This is a genomic window from Halobellus sp. GM3, assembly GCF_052545375.1.
Genome location: NZ_JBQWLT010000006.1, coordinates 15344 through 31440, shown reverse-complemented (window position 1 = coordinate 31440; position 16097 = coordinate 15344). Strand labels below are relative to the sequence as shown.

The 16097-nt window shown below is 68.6% G+C and carries 19 protein-coding genes; 6 read left to right on the top strand and 13 right to left on the bottom strand.

Going from position 1 to position 16097, the window contains the following annotated elements; all coding sequences use genetic code 11:
- Positions 1–46 precede the first annotated feature (46 nt).
- Complete coding sequence (locus ACT3HL_RS10595) at positions 47–1276, top strand: hypothetical protein (RefSeq protein ID WP_445086805.1); 1230 nt, start codon at positions 47–49, stop codon at positions 1274–1276.
- Positions 1277–1376: 100 nt separating this feature from the next.
- Here ACT3HL_RS10595 and ACT3HL_RS10590 read toward each other — a convergent pair whose 3' ends face one another.
- Both ACT3HL_RS10590 and ACT3HL_RS10585 read right to left on the bottom strand, forming a co-directional pair.
- Positions 1377–2297 carry an ABC transporter permease subunit gene (locus tag ACT3HL_RS10590; RefSeq protein ID WP_445086804.1) on the bottom strand — a complete coding sequence of 307 codons (921 nt, stop codon included), beginning with the start codon at positions 2295–2297 and terminating at the stop codon, positions 1377–1379.
- On the bottom strand, positions 2294–3337 hold the full coding sequence (locus ACT3HL_RS10585; RefSeq protein WP_445086803.1) for an ATP-binding cassette domain-containing protein: 1044 nt from the start codon (positions 3335–3337) through the stop codon (positions 2294–2296). Before ACT3HL_RS10585 ends, ACT3HL_RS10590 begins: the two co-directional genes overlap by 4 nt.
- 151 nt (positions 3338–3488) lie before the next feature.
- Here ACT3HL_RS10585 and ACT3HL_RS10580 point away from each other — a divergent pair, with 151 nt between their 5' ends.
- Positions 3489–4274 (top strand): response regulator, encoded by a 786-nt coding sequence (locus ACT3HL_RS10580; RefSeq protein ID WP_445086802.1) that lies wholly within the window; start codon positions 3489–3491, stop codon positions 4272–4274.
- A gap of 5 nt (positions 4275–4279) precedes the next feature.
- Here the strand turns inward: ACT3HL_RS10580 and ACT3HL_RS10575 are convergent, their stop codons facing one another.
- The gene (locus ACT3HL_RS10575) at positions 4280–4684 is read right to left on the bottom strand and encodes a DoxX family membrane protein (RefSeq protein ID WP_445086801.1); all 405 of its coding nucleotides are present in this window, start codon (positions 4682–4684) and stop codon (positions 4280–4282) included.
- A 124-nt stretch (positions 4685–4808) separates the two neighbouring features.
- On the bottom strand, positions 4809–5570 hold the full coding sequence (locus tag ACT3HL_RS10570; RefSeq protein WP_445086800.1) for a HEAT repeat domain-containing protein: 762 nt from the start codon (positions 5568–5570) through the stop codon (positions 4809–4811).
- Between the two features lie 164 nt (positions 5571–5734).
- On the opposite strand from ACT3HL_RS10570, the gene ACT3HL_RS10565 reads away from it, so the two are divergent.
- On the top strand, positions 5735–6433 hold the full coding sequence (locus ACT3HL_RS10565) for a CRISPR-associated protein Cas4 (RefSeq protein WP_445086799.1): 699 nt from the start codon (positions 5735–5737) through the stop codon (positions 6431–6433).
- A gap of 61 nt (positions 6434–6494) precedes the next feature.
- On the opposite strand, the gene ACT3HL_RS10560 is transcribed toward ACT3HL_RS10565, so the two are convergent.
- From ACT3HL_RS10560 to ACT3HL_RS10550, 3 genes are read right to left on the bottom strand one after another with little or no spacing between them, the layout of a single operon-like run.
- Positions 6495–7175, bottom strand: coding sequence for an L-threonylcarbamoyladenylate synthase (locus ACT3HL_RS10560; RefSeq protein ID WP_445086798.1), 681 nt, complete (start codon positions 7173–7175; stop codon positions 6495–6497).
- A 16-nt stretch (positions 7176–7191) separates the two neighbouring features.
- Positions 7192–7707: a redoxin domain-containing protein gene (locus ACT3HL_RS10555; RefSeq protein WP_445086797.1), complete on the bottom strand. Its 516-nt coding sequence runs from the start codon at positions 7705–7707 to the stop codon at positions 7192–7194.
- Positions 7707–8015 carry a glutathione S-transferase N-terminal domain-containing protein gene (locus ACT3HL_RS10550; RefSeq protein WP_445086796.1) on the bottom strand — a complete coding sequence of 103 codons (309 nt, stop codon included), beginning with the start codon at positions 8013–8015 and terminating at the stop codon, positions 7707–7709. The genes ACT3HL_RS10555 and ACT3HL_RS10550 overlap by 1 nt, the downstream gene beginning before the upstream one ends.
- Positions 8016–8327: 312 nt before the next feature.
- On the opposite strand from ACT3HL_RS10550, the gene ACT3HL_RS10545 reads away from it, so the two are divergent.
- The gene (locus tag ACT3HL_RS10545; RefSeq protein WP_445087041.1) at positions 8328–9662 is read left to right on the top strand and encodes a CNNM domain-containing protein; all 1335 of its coding nucleotides are present in this window, start codon (positions 8328–8330) and stop codon (positions 9660–9662) included.
- A gap of 84 nt (positions 9663–9746) precedes the next feature.
- Here ACT3HL_RS10545 and ACT3HL_RS10540 read toward each other — a convergent pair whose 3' ends face one another.
- Positions 9747–10943 (bottom strand): inorganic phosphate transporter, encoded by a 1197-nt coding sequence (locus tag ACT3HL_RS10540; RefSeq protein WP_445086795.1) that lies wholly within the window; start codon positions 10941–10943, stop codon positions 9747–9749.
- Positions 10944–10948: 5 nt separating this feature from the next.
- Entirely contained in the window at positions 10949–11197 is a 249-nt protein-coding gene (locus ACT3HL_RS10535) for a DUF7859 family protein (RefSeq protein ID WP_445086794.1), read from the bottom strand.
- A 183-nt stretch (positions 11198–11380) separates the two neighbouring features.
- Here ACT3HL_RS10535 and ACT3HL_RS10530 point away from each other — a divergent pair, with 183 nt between their 5' ends.
- Complete coding sequence (locus tag ACT3HL_RS10530; protein WP_445086793.1) at positions 11381–12307, top strand: helix-turn-helix domain-containing protein; 927 nt, start codon at positions 11381–11383, stop codon at positions 12305–12307.
- 202 nt (positions 12308–12509) lie between these two features.
- On the opposite strand, the gene ACT3HL_RS10525 is transcribed toward ACT3HL_RS10530, so the two are convergent.
- Positions 12510–12680, bottom strand: a complete 171-nt coding sequence (locus tag ACT3HL_RS10525; RefSeq protein WP_445086792.1) for a hypothetical protein — start codon at positions 12678–12680, stop codon at positions 12510–12512.
- 51 nt (positions 12681–12731) lie between these two features.
- Complete coding sequence (locus ACT3HL_RS10520) at positions 12732–13265, bottom strand: YfcE family phosphodiesterase (protein ID WP_445086791.1); 534 nt, start codon at positions 13263–13265, stop codon at positions 12732–12734.
- Positions 13266–13387: 122 nt separating this feature from the next.
- Here ACT3HL_RS10520 and ACT3HL_RS10515 point away from each other — a divergent pair, with 122 nt between their 5' ends.
- Positions 13388–14329 carry a cation diffusion facilitator family transporter gene (locus tag ACT3HL_RS10515; protein WP_445086790.1) on the top strand — a complete coding sequence of 314 codons (942 nt, stop codon included), beginning with the start codon at positions 13388–13390 and terminating at the stop codon, positions 14327–14329.
- Between the two features lie 23 nt (positions 14330–14352).
- Here the strand turns inward: ACT3HL_RS10515 and ACT3HL_RS10510 are convergent, their stop codons facing one another.
- The gene (locus tag ACT3HL_RS10510; protein ID WP_445086789.1) at positions 14353–15384 is read right to left on the bottom strand and encodes a GntG family PLP-dependent aldolase; all 1032 of its coding nucleotides are present in this window, start codon (positions 15382–15384) and stop codon (positions 14353–14355) included.
- Positions 15385–15516: 132 nt separating this feature from the next.
- Entirely contained in the window at positions 15517–16062 is a 546-nt protein-coding gene (locus ACT3HL_RS10505) for a DoxX family membrane protein (protein ID WP_445086788.1), read from the bottom strand.
- Between the last annotated feature and the right edge of the window lie 35 nt (positions 16063–16097).

Genomic DNA, 16097 nt, shown 5'->3' with positions numbered 1-16097 from the left:
GGGTACGCTCATTGTAACAAACCCTCGGGGCTTCGATGTCCGACCGATGGGAACTCAGCACGCGGAACTGACGCGCCGGACGGTACTGTCCGCCGCCGGGGCCGGAATCACGGCCGGCCTCGTCGGGTCGAACGTCGCCGGACAAGAAGAGACGGAATCGGACGAACGGCCCTCGGACGGCGACACGGATCCGGAGTACGTCCTCGCGCAGGGCGACGGCTGCGTCCCGGTCCAGCCGCTCCGGGGCGAAGAGCCGGTCGAAGCGTTCTACGAGTTCTTCCTGCCGGAGCGGTACGCGTCCGAGGAGAACGGCGCGGTCGTCGGCGACGGACCCTCGTACTCCTCGGGGGGAACGGCCGAACTCCAGCGGCCGCAGACGAGCGTCGCGTTCCTCTATCAGGGCCCCGAACGCCTGAGTCTCGTCTTCGTCCACGGGAGCCTCGACTCGCCGGATGGCGGATCGGTGACGTTCCGGATCGCCGGGCTCCCGTCGGACGGCGGGTGGCTGGTCAAAGACGACCTCTACCGCGACCCCGAATCGGGCGAACTGGCCGCCTCGAACTACGACAACTGGGACATCGAGGAGAACCCACACCGGATCGACTGGACGTGGTCGGACGCCAGAACGGACGGGGGGGCTTTCGGCGACCTCGGTGACGACTTCGAGATCGCCGTGTATCCGGCGTTCAACGAGGCCGCAGCACTCTACGACGAGTATTATGAGGGGACGCTCACCGACTGGGAGTTCCTCTCCGGCGCCGAGGGCCAAGACCGGATCGCGCTCGATATGGAGGGTCCGATCCTGCTCGCGACCGGCCGCTGCGCGGACGTCGGTTCGGTGCCGGCCGAGCAGGAGGACCGTGACCGAGACGACGATGAGGATGATGACGAGGACGACAGCGACGAAGGGGAAACCGACGATCGCGAGGACGAGGATGACGACCGCGACGAAGACGACGACGATGACGACCGCGACGAAGACGACGACGATGACGACCGCGACGAAGACGACGACGTTGAAGAGTCGGACGACGGCGAGGAAGGCGGCGGAGACGACGATGAGGATGATGACGAGGACGACGACGGAGGGGAGGAAGAGGACGAAGAGGATGACGATGATGACGACGAGGACGATGACGACGATGACGATGAGGATGACGACGACGATGACGGCGACAGACCGAACGAACGCGCGCGGAGCGAAAATCCGGGACGAGGGTGGGAGAACGGGCGACGTCGGGGGCGGGAACGGGGGAACGGACGGGGACCACCGTAGTCAGTAGTGGGGTACAATAGGTACGCAGCCGACCCCGGGTCGTTCGGGGGAGCAGTCTCGACGGCTCGCCCCGTTCGGTTGCCGTCCCGCTCCGATCAGCTCACAAATCGGACCGCTCGAACGCCCAGTACCCGATCGCCGCGGGCACGATGATCCACGCGAGCAGGACCAGAAACAGGAACCATCCCGAGAAGTAAAACGGGATCGACTCCGAGAGTACCGGCCCGAGGATCGTCTGCTCGCCGAACGCCGTGCTGACGAGTCGCGCCTTCGACGGCTCGTAGTAGAGCCCCGCCGCGAGGGTCTCGTAGGTCTTCAGCGGGTTCACGTACTTCAGGAACACGCCGATTTTGACCCGCGTGAGCTCGGAGACGCCGCCCATTCCGATCTGTTCGGCGGTGTAGTTCAGGAGCTTCGGGATCCCCTCCGATACCGACCCCCACAGGATCGCGAAGACGAGGTACAGTCCCATCGTCGCGAGCGTCGCCTCCCGGTTCGAGTCCGCGAGCGCCGAGAGGCTCAGCCCGATGGAGACGAACGCGGCTCCGAGAAGCGCCGTGAGCGCGACCTGCGGGACGAACGAACTGAGTTCGAGCCGCGTTCCAGTCGCGAGGAGGGCGACGAACGCAGCCAGAAAGCCGACGAGCAGCGCGACGACGACGACGGCCGACCGGCCCAAGAGCTTTCCGACGACGGCGTCGAGCCGGGAGTTCGGCAGCGAGAGCAGGAGCTTGATCGACCCCGTCTCGCGCTCTTCGGTGATCGAACCGTACGACGTCGACAGCGCGATGAACCCGAGGACGAGCGCGAGCAGCCCCGGGAACGAGAAGCTGAACACGCCGAGGTTGGCGAAGAAGCCGAAGAGGTTCGACACCTGCCGATTCGCCGGGGGCAGGAGGACGCCGAAAAACAGCGCCGAGGCGCCGCCGAGGAAGAGCGCGAAAAACAGCGTCGAGCCGTGCAGCCACCGAGAGCGGATCGCGTCGCGGAACTCCTTGCGCGCGACGGCCTGCCAACTCATCGTTTCACCTCCGTGCTCTCGGCGGTCTCGGACTCTGCGGTGTCGTCGCTGTCGCTCTCGTCGCTGTCGGTCTCTCCAGCGCCGGAGTCTCCGTCGGTGGCATCGGGGGTGATTCCGCCGCTCTCGTCCCCCCGTTGCTCCGTGTACGCGAGGAACAGGTCCTCGAGTGAAGCCTCCTCGGTCGTGAAGTCAGAAACCGACACGCCGCGCTCTTCGAGTGTCGTCACGACGCGCGTTTTCGCGTCGCTCTCGCAGCCGACGCGCAGGGCGTCGTCGCCGTCGCGCTCGACGCTCGCCACGCCGTCGAGTCCGCGAACCGCCGCGAGCGCGTCGTCGTCGACGGAATCGCCGACGACGACCCGGAGGGTGGCGTCGGCGTCGGACGCCTCCCGTAGCCCGTCGATCGAGTCGACGGCGACGAGTTCGCCCTCGCGGAGGATGCCGACACGGTCGCAGACGGCCTCGACCTGTTCGAGGATGTGGCTGGAGAAGAAGACCGTCGTGCCGCGCTCGGCCTCCGCGAGAACGATCTCTCGCATCTCCTTCGCGCCGGCGGGGTCGAGACCCGAGGAGGGCTCATCGAGGACAAGGAGATCCGGCTCGCCGACCAGCGCCATCGCGAGCGCGAGCCGCTGTCGCATCCCCTTCGAGTAGCCGCCGGCCTGTCGGTCGGCGGCGTCCGCGAGCCCGACCCGCTCTAAGACGGCGTCGGGGTCGGCGTCGACCTCCTTGGAGTCGATCGCGAACTCGACGTGCGCGCGGCCGGTCAGCCGGTCGTACACGCCGAAGCCCTCCGGGAGGACGCCGGTCCGCTCGCGGACGGCGACGCTCTCCTCGCGGGCGTCGTGTCCAAGGACGGTCACCGTCCCCGCGGTCGGACGGACGAAATCGAGGAGGATGTTGATCGTCGTCGACTTCCCCGCGCCGTTGGGGCCGAGGAAGCCGAAGATCTCGCCCTCGTCGACTGTCAACGAGAGATCCGATACGGCGGTGACGTCCTCGAAGCGCTTCGTCACCCCGTCCAGTTCGATGGCGGCCATAGACGAGGGTTGTTAGGTCCGTCCATAAAGCGTTTGGTGGGAGAATCGTCGGGCCACCAGAACCGAGCCGGTCTCGAGAACGACAGACCGGTATTCTCAGCCCTGATATCGCCCCTGTACGCTTATCCTTCCGCTCGCGATAGCAACCGGTATGCTCCCCTCATCCGACACAATCCGCGTCCTGCACGTCGACGATGAGCCGGGGTTCGCGGGGCTCACCGCGTCGTTTCTGGAACGCGAGGACGAGCGGTTCGACGTCGACACCGCCGGGCGTCCCGACGAGGGGCTCCGACGGCTGGAAACGAACGCCTACGACTGCGTCGTCTCCGATCACGATATGCCCGGCCGGAACGGTATCGACTTCCTCGAAGCCGTGCGCGAGGAGTACCCGCGGCTCCCGTTCGTGCTCTTCACGGGCAAGGGGAGCGAGGAGGTCGCGAGCGACGCCATCTCCGCCGGCGTGAGCGACTATCTGCAGAAGCAACCCGGCAACGAACAGTATCAGCTACTCGCCGCGCGCGTCCGAGCGCACGTCGATCGCGTGCGAGCGAGGCGCGAACTGGAGGCGCGCGAGTCACACCTCCAGCAGGCGCAACTGCTCGCCGACCTCGGAAGCTGGTACAAAGACGTCCGCGAAGACGAGATCTACTGGTCCGAGGAGATCTACGAGATTTTCGCGATCGACGAGCGCGAGGGGACGCTCGATCACACGCAGTTCATGGAGTACGTCCATCCGGCCGATCGGGAGCACGCCGAGGAGGCGTGGAACGACGCGCTCGACGGCGCCGAGTACGACATCGAACACCGGATCGTCACCGGCGACGGCGAGACGCGGTGGGTCCGCGAACGCGCCGAGATCGAGTTCGGCGACGGGGGGGACCCGATCGAGGCCGTCGGCGTCGTACAGGACATCACCGACCGGAAGACCGAGCAATAGCGGAGCTACCGGAACGCCTCGCGCAGAAACACGAGCGCCGCGCCCAGCATCGCGAGGTTCCCGAAGAAGGCGAGTCGGTCGCCGCTTCCGGACCCCTCCTCGGCGTTCCAGAAGTCGTGCATCGTCGGCGTCACGACGGCGAGGAAGGTGACCGCCGCGCCGGTGGCGATCCGCGGGAGCCGCCAGAGCGCGATCGCAACCCCGGCGAAGACCATCATTCCCGAGGCGAACGGGGCCGCGAGTTCCGGAAGCGGCACGCCCGCGGACTCCGCGTACTCGACCGTGTCGTCCATATCGCGGAAGTCCTCGGACGCCTGCAGCGCGAGTCCGAGCCCGAAGAGAACGCGACCGAGCCGCGATGGGGCGCCCCGGTCGCCGTCGGCGCCGTCGTGTTCGGTGTTCGTCGCCATACCGGAACTCACGGGTGACCGACGAAAAAGTGTTCGGCCGCACCGGCCGTATAGCCGTCTCGGAAGCGGCGTTTGCGACCCCTCTCCGTCCCGTTCGCCCCTCCCGCTCCTCCCGCCACCGCGTTCACAGCTCGTGGCCGCAGCTCCGACAGAAGTTCGGTTCCGGGTCGGTCGTGATCTCGGTGCCGCACTGCGGGCAGAACCCCGCTGTCGACCCCGCGGTCGCGGTCGAGACCGAGGGTGCGTCCGGCCCACCAGCTCTCGCCGCTGCGATCGAATCGAGCGCGGACCGGACCGATCGATCGATCTCCGGGTCGTCGACGGCCCGTTCTAAGCACCCCTCGGTCCGCTCGTCGATCAGTTCCGGGGCGGCCGAGCCGATCCGACCGAGCGCTCGCGCCGCCTGCGCCCGGGCGTCGCTGTGATCCTCCGAGTCGACTCGGCGCGCGAGCGACTGCACGGCCCCGGTGTCGAGCAGCAGGTCCGCGGCCCCCTCCCCGATCTCGCCGAGACTCTCGGCGGCCTGCGCGCGAACGAACTCGTTTCGGTCGTTGAGCGCCTGCGCGACGTTGCTGATCGCGTTCGCTTCGACGGCGCTCTCCGGGTCGGCCGTCGCGAGCGTTGCGGCGGCGTCGAGCGCGAGCGCGCGGACGTTCACGTCCGCGTCCCGGAGCGTCAGCAGGACGGCGTCCGCCCGAGGCCCCAGAAGCGACGGCTGCGTCCCGGCGACGATCGTCAACGCGTTCGCCGCCTCGACTCGGACGTCCTCGGAGGGGTGTCTGGTCAGCGTGAGCAGGGCGTCGCGTTCGTCCTCGTCGAGCGCCACTGACCCGTCAACGGCTGATTCGAGGATTCGCTGCTGGTTGTCGGTGGGTGTTGGCGACATCCGTCCGAACTGTCGCGGCTGCAGCACTTCAAATCCGGTGTCGGCCGAGACGCACAACCGCGGACAACGCCGACAGTCGGCGCGGGCAACCGGTGGTGTCGCGCCGTTCCGTGACCGACGGGGGTGACCGAGCGTTCAAATAGGAACGGGTGACCACTCGCCCCGTGTCTCCCCCGACCGACTCGATTCCGATCTCACACCTCGCTCGCGCGGCGTACTGCCCGCGACAGCTGTACTACGCCCGGCGCGAGGACGACTTCGAGCCGCCGCCGGCCGTCGGCGCCGTCCGCGAACTCGCCGACGAGTACGAGGCGAACCGATCCGCCCCCGACCGCTCGCTCCGGGAACGGCCGATCGCCGTCTCGCCGGCGACGTACCGCTCGAACCTCTCGGCGCTCGCCCGACGCGACGACTACGACCGGCTCGCGGCGCCGTCGGAGCGCGACGTGTTCCTCCGCGGCCGCGACTGTCACGGCGTCGCGCACAAAGTCCTGTGCGCGGACGGCGACGCTCGCGACGCCTCGCCCCCGACGCCGACGTTCGTCTCGCCCGGCGATCCGCCGCCGCGCGGCGTCTGGGAGCCCCAGCGAGTCCGCGCGGTCGCCGTCGCGAAGGCGCTCGCGTGGGAGCGCGAGCGGGCCGTCCCGCGGGCGCTCGTCGAGTACCCGGCGCACGGCATCGTCCGGACCGTGCGGTTGACGACGCGGAACCGGAGCGCGTACCGACGCGCGCTCTGGACGGTCCGATCAATGGGGGGCGTGCCGTCCCGGATCCGCGACGAGTCGAAGTGCGACGCCTGCGAGTACCGCACGCGCTGCGGGACGAAGACCCGCTCGCTGAAGACGATGCTCGGGTTCGGGTGAGCGGAGCCGGTCGTCCAAGCGGAGCCGGGTCGTCCCCCACCGCGAGGCGGTGGAGGGGCCGTCACTCGCCCTCGATCGTCGGCTCGCTCCCGGTCTCGTCGGCCAGCCACGCCGCGATGGCATCGGCCATCGCGCCGCGTCGGTGTACGACGTTGCGCTCGGGGTCGACGACCGTGCTTTCGGTGCCGGGCGTCGGGCCGGCGTCGACGACGGCGCCCACGGCGTCGCGGAGGCTCGGGTCCAGCGACGCGACGTCGGTGACGCTCGGCGATCCGCTGACGTTCGCGCTCGTCGCGGTCACGGGGGTCGGCGCGACGCGCTCGAACAGCGCCAGCGCCACCTCGTGGTCCGGGATGCGGACGCCGACGCGGTCGCCGCCGGCGGTGAGCGCGTCGGGCAGCGACGGCTCGCGCTCGACGACGACCGTGGCGGGGCCGGGGAGGAAGGCGCGCATAAACCGGATCGACCGCGAGGTGAGGCGCGTGTACCGCTGTGCGGCGGTGATACTCGGGACGCCCACGGAGAGCGGCTTCGACCGATCGCGCCGCTTCACCTCGAAGACGCGCTCGACGGCGCCGGGATCGGTCGCGTCCGCGCCGAGCCCGTAGACCGTCTCCGTCGGGTAGACCACGGGATCACCGCTCGCGATCGCGTCCGCCGCCGCGTCGATCGCCGCCTCGAGTCCGTCGTCGAACGGTTCGTCGCGGTCGGGGCGATCCGAAGCGGACTGATCGGACGTCATCGCTCACCACCGCCCGTCATCGTCCGACGCGTTCGTCGATCGCCGCCTCGACCGCGTCGTACTCCGGGAAGGCGGGCCACTCGTCGGCGGCCCACGCGTAGTGAACCGTCCGCGACTCGTCGAGCAGGAACACCGCCGGTCGGTGCTCTCTCACCCCCGTCATCCCGTCGAGCGGGTTCTCGATCCCGTACTGCTCGGCGATCTCGGCCGCGGGGTCCGAAAAGAGCCGCGCGCCGTCCGCGCGCTCCTCTAAGAGAGCCCCGTGTTCGTACGGCGACGAGATCGAGACGCCGACGAGCTGCACGTCCGAGGCGAACCCTCGGTCGTCGATCTCGTTCCAGATGTAGGTCGTCGGGAACGAGCCGTCCATCGGGTGGAAGACGAGCAGCGTCGGCCCCGCGTCGGTGACCGTCGAGAGGGCGGTGTCCTCCCAGTACTCCCCGTTCACGAGCGGCCGCGTGAAGTCCGGTGCGGTGTCGCCGACTTCGGGATGCGTCGCTTCCGGGAGGGAGAGCACCTCGAAATCGACCATCAGGCGGCACCCCCGTCAGCGGTCCCCCGCCCGCCGTAGGTCGTCTCGAGGTACGTCACGATGTTCGCCGATTCCGACATCGTGACTCCGGTGCGCTCGTCGACGATCGCGGGCACGCTTCGCTTCCCGGAGACCCGTTTGACGACGTTCCGATCGGAGTGCATCGGTTCGACGAATCGGGAGCGATACGGCAGCCCGAGGTCGTCGAGCACACTGACGACCCGCTCGCAGTAGGGGCACGCTTGGAGTCGATACAGCGTGATGGGCGGACTCGACTCGTCGCCGCCGTCCGACTCGTGTGGATCCATACGCGGCGATACGGGCGAAACGTCCCTAAGCGCTTCGCCCCGCGTTCGGCGGCTCGTCGGCGCCGATACGAGAGTAACTCTTAATTCCGGGGCCGGACAAGGTGCTGTAGTTATATGGGCTTATCTCCGCCATTCGCGTCTCTCGCATCCCCGCGTCGAGTCGGAACCGCCGATGGCACTGGGGTGGACGCACTCGCGGTGGCCGCCGACAGCGGCGTCATTCCGGCGACGACCGGCGACTGGACATCGACGACGGCCGGCGACTGGACATCGACGACGGCCGTCACCGAGACGTTCCTCCAAGCCGTACCGATCACCGACGCGACCGTCACGGTCGCCGGCGCGGTCGCGATCGCCCTCCTCATCGTCTTCTCCGCCTTCTTCTCCTCCTCGGAGATCGCGATGTTCTCGCTGGCGAAACACCGGGTCGACTCGCTCGTCGAGGACGGCGTCCCGCGGGCGGAGACCGTCAGCGAGCTCAAATCGAACCCCCACCGGCTCCTGATCACCATCCTCGTCGGAAACAACATCGTCAACATCGCGATGTCCTCGATCGCGACGGCGCTGGTCGGCATCTACTTTGATCCCGGAACGGCCGTGCTCGCCTCGACGTTCGGGATCACGACGCTCGTGCTGCTGTTCGGCGAGAGCGCGCCGAAGTCCTACGCGGTCGAGAACACCGAGTCGTGGGCGCTCCGGATCGCGGGGCCGCTCAAGTACTCCGAGTACGTCCTGCTGCCGCTGGTCGTCGTCTTCGACTACCTCACCCGCGTCATCAACAAGGTGACCGGGGGCCGATCGGCCATCGAGACCTCCTACATCACCCGCGATGAGATCCAAGACCTCATCCAGACGGGCGAGCGCGAGGGAGTCATCGAAGAGGAGGAGCGCGAGATGCTCGATCGGATCTTCCGCTTCAATCAGACCATCGCCAAGGAGGTGATGACGCCGCGACTCGACATGACGGCCGTCCCGAAAGACGCCACAATCGATGAGGCGATCGAGACGTGTGTCCAGTCCGATCACGAGCGTGTCCCCGTCTACGACGGCAACCTCGACAACATCATCGGGATCGTCACGATCCGGGATCTCGTGCGCGAGAAGCACTACGGCGAGGGCGCCGCGACGCTGACGGACATCGTCCAGCCGACGCTGCACGTCCCCGAGTCGAAGAACGTCGACGAGCTCCTGACGGAGATCCAAGACAACCGCCTGCGGATGGTCATCGTCATCGACGAGTTCGGGACCACCGAGGGGCTCGTGACGCTCGAGGACATGGTCGAAGAGATCGTCGGTGACATCCTCGAAGACGACGAGGAGGAGTCCTTCGAGCCCGTCGACGAGCGCGAAACGCTCGTCCGCGGCGAGGTCAACATCGACGAGGTGAACGAGGAACTCGGCCTCGAACTCCCCGAGGGCGAGGAGTTCGAGACGCTGGCTGGCTTCATCTTCAACCGCGCCGGCAGGCTCGTCGAGGAGGGCGAAGAGATCACCTACGACGGGATCGTCATCAGGATCGAACAGGTCGACAACACCCGGATCATGAAGGCGCGGATCACGATTCCCGAGTCACCGCCTCCCGCCTCCGAAGACGGCGCCGAGACGAAGGTCGGGGGCGAACCCTCCGAATCCCCGACACAGGGATGAGGGGTCGGCACAGCGAGCATCGACCGACGTATGGGGCGGCCATCAAAGGGTCTGCTCCTCCGCCAGCGCGTCGACTCCGGCGGTTCACAACAGCGCGTCGACGCCGGTGAAGATGGCGTAGGCGACGGCGAAGGCGAGGACGAGTGAGCCGACCCACGCGAGCACCGTCTTGAGCATCTTCTCGCGGCTGACTCCCGCACCGCCGGCGGCGTACCCGCTGCCGACGATCGCGCTCACGATGATCTCGTTGAACGAGACGGGGATGCCGAACGCCACCGCCGCCTGGGCGATCGCGAACGACGGGATCATCGCGGCGATCGAGCGCCGCGGCCCGAGCGAGGAGTAGTCCTGCGAGATCGCCTTGATCATCCGCGGCGCGCCGGTCCACGAGCCGACGAGGAGCCCGATCCCGCCGCCGACGAGAAGCGCCGGGAGGGGGACCGCCACCGCGTCGAGAAGCGGGACGAGCGGCCCGATCGCGAGACCGACCTGACTGCCGCCGGCGGAGAAGGCGACGAGCCCGCCCAACACGAGTAGGAAGCGGCGCTGCCCGCGCTTCGCGTCGGCGAGGATCTCGCGGCGGACGAGTCCGGCCGACGCGCCGACGATCAGCGCGGAGACGACGACGACCCCGAGGTCGACGCCGACGAGCGGGATCGTCACCGGCGGCGTCGCTGACGCGCCGACCTCCGCCAGCGATCGCCCGCCGTCGCCGCCGAGTGCGGCGAAGCGAATGTTCGCGACGAGCAGGCCGACGACGCCGCCGAGCGCGGGAATCGCGACGCGTTCGGGGATCGAGTCGTTCCGGAGCAGCCGCGCCGTCCCGTAGGCGATGCCGCCGCCGACGAAGGGGGTGAGCACCCACAGCGAGGCGATCTGCTGATACTTCGCGACTGCGGGGCCGCCACCGTTCGCGAGGCCGACACCGACCACCGCGCCGGTGACCGTGAAGGCGGTGGCGATCGGATAGCCGGCGAAGACGCCGATCGCGACGAGCGCGGCGGCGACGAGCAGCGCGATCGTCGAGGCGGTGGCGGTGAGCACCGAGCCGAGGACGAGTTCGGTGCCGACGGCCTCCGTCACGTTCGCCCCCTGGAGGACGGCGCCAGCGAGACCGAGCACGCCGACGATGAACCCGGCGCGCATCACCGAGATGGCGTTCGCTCCCACCGCCGGGGCGAACGGCGTCGATCCGGACGACCCCGCGCCGATCGACCACGCCATGAAGAGACTGGCGACGGCGGCGACGACGAGCGTCGCGAGAGTGGCACCGACGACCATCTCGGCTATTTCCCCCGGTATCCCTCGTCGAAGCCGTCACGGAGCCCCGTGAGCGTCCGCCTGACGAAGAGGTAGGCGAAGAAGACGAATCCGAGCAGGAAGACCACGAGCACGACCAACGCGGGGTTCGAGGCGACGAAGTCGACGACGACGTCGACCTGCGCGGGGTCGCCGTCCGAAGACAGCGGCCCCGCCCGCGGCGACACCGCTCGCGTCTGGAACCGGTCGACGACGCCCGGCAGACGGGAAGACATAGGGGGGGCTTCCCCCGGCGTGAGTAAAGACGTTTCGCCGCGCCGACGAGACGCGGCGGCGGGTCGCTGGTGGGGTGTCTGGGCGCGATGTACCGCACTTCCGACGGGGGGGTCGACAGGTGGGACAACGGCGTTCCGAAGAGAGCAAGACTCATCACGCACGGCTCGAAACCGTTCCGAGAGATGGCCGACATCCTGCCCTCCCGGCCAGAGCTGCCCGACGAGGAGGACAAAGACCCTCGGGTCGTCGGGCTCGACAGTGACGACGTCGACGACTTGCTCGCGGCGATCTCTTCGGAGACGGCGCGGGAACTACTCGTGGCCCTCCACGACGAACCCGGACCCCCCTCGGACGTCGCGACGCGCGTCGACACGTCGATCCAGAACGCGCAGTACCACCTCGATCGGCTCGAAACCGCCGGCCTGATCGAGGGGGCCGGGACCGCCTACTCCGAGAAGGGACGCGAGATGACCGTCTACGCGCCCTCCGACCGCGCGCTGGTCGTCGTCGCCGGAACCGAAGACGACACGGGCGGCCTCCAGTCCGCGCTCACGCAACTGCTCGGCGGTCTCGGCGTCGTCGCGCTCGGCAGCGTCGCCGTCGATCGGCTGGCTCGACACGGCGTGGGTCCGCCGCTGTCCGTCGGATCGAGCGGAGCAGACGGCGGCGGTGCCGGAGGCGACGCCGATGCGGCCGCCAACGCGACGAACCTCAGTAGCGCGTCGGGCGGTGACGCCGCGACCGACGGCGAGACGGCGACACCCGCTTCCGAGGGGACAGCGACCCCGACTCCCGAGGAGACGGCGACGCCGAGCGGCGGCGGAGACGGCGGCGTGCAGATCGCCGAAGCGACCGAGACGCCGGCGCCCGAGTCGACACCCGCGCCGACGGGCGAGCCGACCGCCACGCCGACTGACACGGTCACTGAGACGGCGCAGGCGGCCGTAGACGCGACGCAGACAGCCGTCGAGACGACCACTCAGGCGGCCGCGGGCGGAGATCCGCTGCAGGCCGTCGCGGCCGCGGTCGCCGGACTTCCTCCCGGCGCGTTCTTCTTTCTCGGCGGCCTCATCGCGCTCTCGTTCGTCGCGCTCGTCTGGCGGCAGTGAGGGTCTCGAAAGGGACGGAGTTGGACCTCGGAAGGACGGAGTGGGGCCTCGAAAGGGACGGAATGGGTGCCTCCGCGGGCGGTCAGCGGAAGTCTTCCCCCGGCGCGACCGGAGCGCTTTCCCTCCGTGTGACCGGCCGTTCACGTCCGGCCGTGGACCAGCAGAAACGCTGAAAGAGCCGTTTGAGTCTCCGTCGGGTATTTTATTTCCCGGATTGAACGGGCGGGTGCAGGGTCGTCGCCGCTTCGGCTCTCCCAACGAGCGTCTTCCCCGGCGCGCCGCCGGCGATCGGCCGCGCCACGCGGTCGCCCTCCTGATCCACCAGACCGCGTTGGTCGCGGCCGTCACGTCGGCCGGTGACGGCCCGGCGCACCCCGTTTTCGCGCTGCTCCAGACATCTATCGTAGCGTTTGCACGGCTTCGCTCACTCGCCGCCGCAGCCGGTGCGTCGCTCGACGACGAACGACTCGAACACCTCGCCGTCGACGGTGACGAGGCGCCCCTCGACAGCGCCGTCGGAGCGCCGTTCGAACTCCGCGTGGGCGGCGCGGTGGCCGCGCGGTTGGGCGTGGCTGCCGGGGTTGACGAGCGCGACCGCCTCGGTCGGCTCGTACGTCGGCCGGTGGCTGTGGCCGAAGAGCACGACGTCGGCGCCGCGCTGGCGACCGAACAGTGACAACGCCGTCGGGCCGCCCGGTCGCGTGTGCGTCATCGCGAAGGTGACTCCCCCGAACGTGAAGTTCCGCGCCTCGGGGAGTCGGCTTCTGATCGCGACGTCGTCGTTGTTCCCGGTGACACCCAGCAGCCGGGACGCCTCGCGCTCGAAGTCTTCGAGGACCGACTCGCGCATAAAGTCGCCGGCGTGCGCGACGACGTCGGCCTCGCGAACGGCCTGCAGCGTCCGCCCGGAGAGGCGGTGTGAATCTGTACTGTGGGTGTCGGAGACGACGGTCAGCATTTCGCTCGGCTAGGAGGCCGAGAGACAAGAACCGTCCGACACGCCGTCTGGCCTGGCGCTGTCGCCGACCACCGCACCGTCTGCGTGAAAACTCCTATATTCCAGTCCACAGAGACTACGGTATGGCCGGAAGCAGGGGCGTCGTCCTCGCAGCGCTCGTCGCGAACGGCGCCATCGCGATTCTCAAGTTCGGCGGATTCGTCCTCACCGGCAGCCCCTCGATGCTGTCGGAGACGTACCACTCGATCTCGGATACGGGCAATCAGGTGTTTCTCCTCGTCGGCATCCGCTACAGCGAAAAGGAGATGAGCCGAGAACACCCGTTCGGGTACGGCAAGGCGCAGTTCTTCTACTCCTTTCTCGTCGCCGTCCTGCTGTTCGGTATCGCCGGCTGGGAGTCGGTCAAACACGGGTACAACGCGATCGCCCACGGGGGCCACGCCGTCTCCGGGACGCTCACGCTCGCCGGGGCAACGTTCCCCTCGTGGTACGTCAACGTGATCGTCCTCCTCGGCGCGATCGGCTTCGAGAGCTACGCCCTCGCGAAGGCGAACGCGGAGGTCCAACGGCAGATCGATCACTACGGGTGGAGCGGCCTCCGCGAGGCGTTCGGGAAGATGAGCGACGTGACCACGCTGACGGCGTTCACCGAGGACACGATCGCGCTGCTCGGCGCGGGCTTGGCGCTCGTGGGGATCCTCCTCTCGAAGGCGACCGGAAACGAGGTGTACGACGCGATTTCCGCGCTCCTCATCGGCGTGATGCTCATGGGATTCGCACTCGCGCTCGCGTGGGAGAACAAGCGGCTGATCCTCGGCGAGAGCCTCTCGGCGGACGTCGAAGCCGACCTCCGAGACGTCGTTCGAGAGAGCCCGCGCGTCGTCCACATCGACACCTTCCGGACGGTGTTCGTCGGCCCGCAGAAAGTGCTCGTCACCGCCGATGTGAGTTTCGATTCGGACACCGAGGCCGGCGACCTCGACGCCGTGATCGAGGAGATCGAGCGGCGGCTCATCGCCGCCGACGACCGGATCGTACACATCTTCGTCGAGCCCGAAGTGTGATCGGGTCTTGGTGAGTTGGACGCTCAGTTACGCAGTTCTTCGGCCGCGCCGGCGACCCGGTCGATAGCCGTCTGGACGTCCTCCCGCGTCACGTCGAGGTGCGTACAGAACCGGGTGAGGAAAGCCCCGTGTACGCCGCCGAGGACGCCGGCGCCCTCGCAGGCGGCGACGAACGTCTCCGCGTCGACGCCGAGGCCGTCGGTGTACACCTGCACGATGTTCGTGTCCGGAGTCGGCACGCGGAGGCCGTCGATATCGCCGAGTCCGGCCGCGAGGCGGGCGGCGTTCTCGTGATCGACCGCGAGCCGGTCGACGTTCTCCAGCGCGAGGAGTCCCGGCGCGGCGATGAGTCCGGCCTGACGCATTCCACCGCCGAACAGCTTTCGGACGCGCCGCGCGGCGGCGACGAACGCCTCGTCGCCGGCGAGAATCGAGCCCACGGGCGCGCCGAGGCCCTTCGAGAGACAGAACAGCACCGAGTCGACGTCGCGGACCATCCGCGCGGGATCGACGTCGAGCGCGACGCAGGCGTTGAACAGGCGCGCTCCGTCGAGGTGGACCGGGACGCCGCGCGCGTGAGCCGCCTCGGCGACCGCCGAGACCGACTCGGGCCGGACGGCGACGCCCCCACGGCCGTTGTGGGTGTTCTCGAGCGCGAGCAGCCCGGTGCCGGGCCGATGCAGGGACTCCTCGACGTACGCCGACTCGAACTGCTCGGGCGTCGGGACCGCGTCGTCGGCGTCGACCGGCCGCGCCTGGAGAGCAGAGAGCTGCGCCAGCCCGCCGAGCTCCCAGTTGTAGAGGTGCGCGTTGCGGTCGAGGACCACCTCCTGTCCGCGGTCGGTGTGGACGCGCGCGGCGATCTGGTTGCCCATCGTCCCAGTCGGTACGTAGAGCGCGTCCGCCGTCCCCACGCGGTCGGCCGCCGCGGATTCGAGCTCGTTCACCGTCGGGTCCTCGCCGTAGACGTCGTCGCCGACGGTCGCGTTCGCGGCCGCCTCGCGCATCGCGTCGGAGGGGCGCGTCACGGTGTCGGACCGGAGATCGATCGCCATACCGGACGGTCGGCGGCCGGGAAGAAATACTCGCGGATCGAACGCGGACCTTCGGAACAAATCCGAAAAGCGAAGAGAGCGGAAAGGCGGAGAGAACGAAAAAGCGGAGAGAGCGGAAAGCGCGGGAACCGCCTATCCGAGGAGGAACTTCGCGGCGCGCGTCTTCGCGAAGTCGAGCTTCTCGATGTAGGCGTCGAGCCCGAGGATTCGACCCGCCCCGAGCGTCGCCAGGGTGACGAAGAGCATCAGGCCCATCAGGTCGCCGTTGACGAAGCCGTGCGCCCAGTTGGCATTCCCCAAGTAGAAGAACACCATCAGGACGCCGCCGAAGAAGCTCGCCAGCCGGACGAGCGCGCCGACGATCAGTCCGAGTCCGATGAGGAACTCACCGGCGGGTATCGCGAGGTTCGTGAACTCGAGCATCCACGGCGTGGTGGCGACCCACGAGAACAGCCCGCTGATCGGGCTGCTGGCGTTGAGGAGGTAGCCGCTCGCGTCGAAGGGCTCGCCGGCGACAAAGCTGAACTTCGTGAAGCCGGCGTGCAGGAACCAGTAGCCGGTGATCACGCGGAGGACGGCGATCCAGTAGCCGGCGAGGGTGCCCTGCAGGTCGAAGTCGAGGACGTTTCCGAACGTCGTCTCGGTCGCGGTTCGGGTCGTGGGTGTGGTTGTGCTCATAATCGGTCACCTTACGACTGAACAGTCGGAGTATA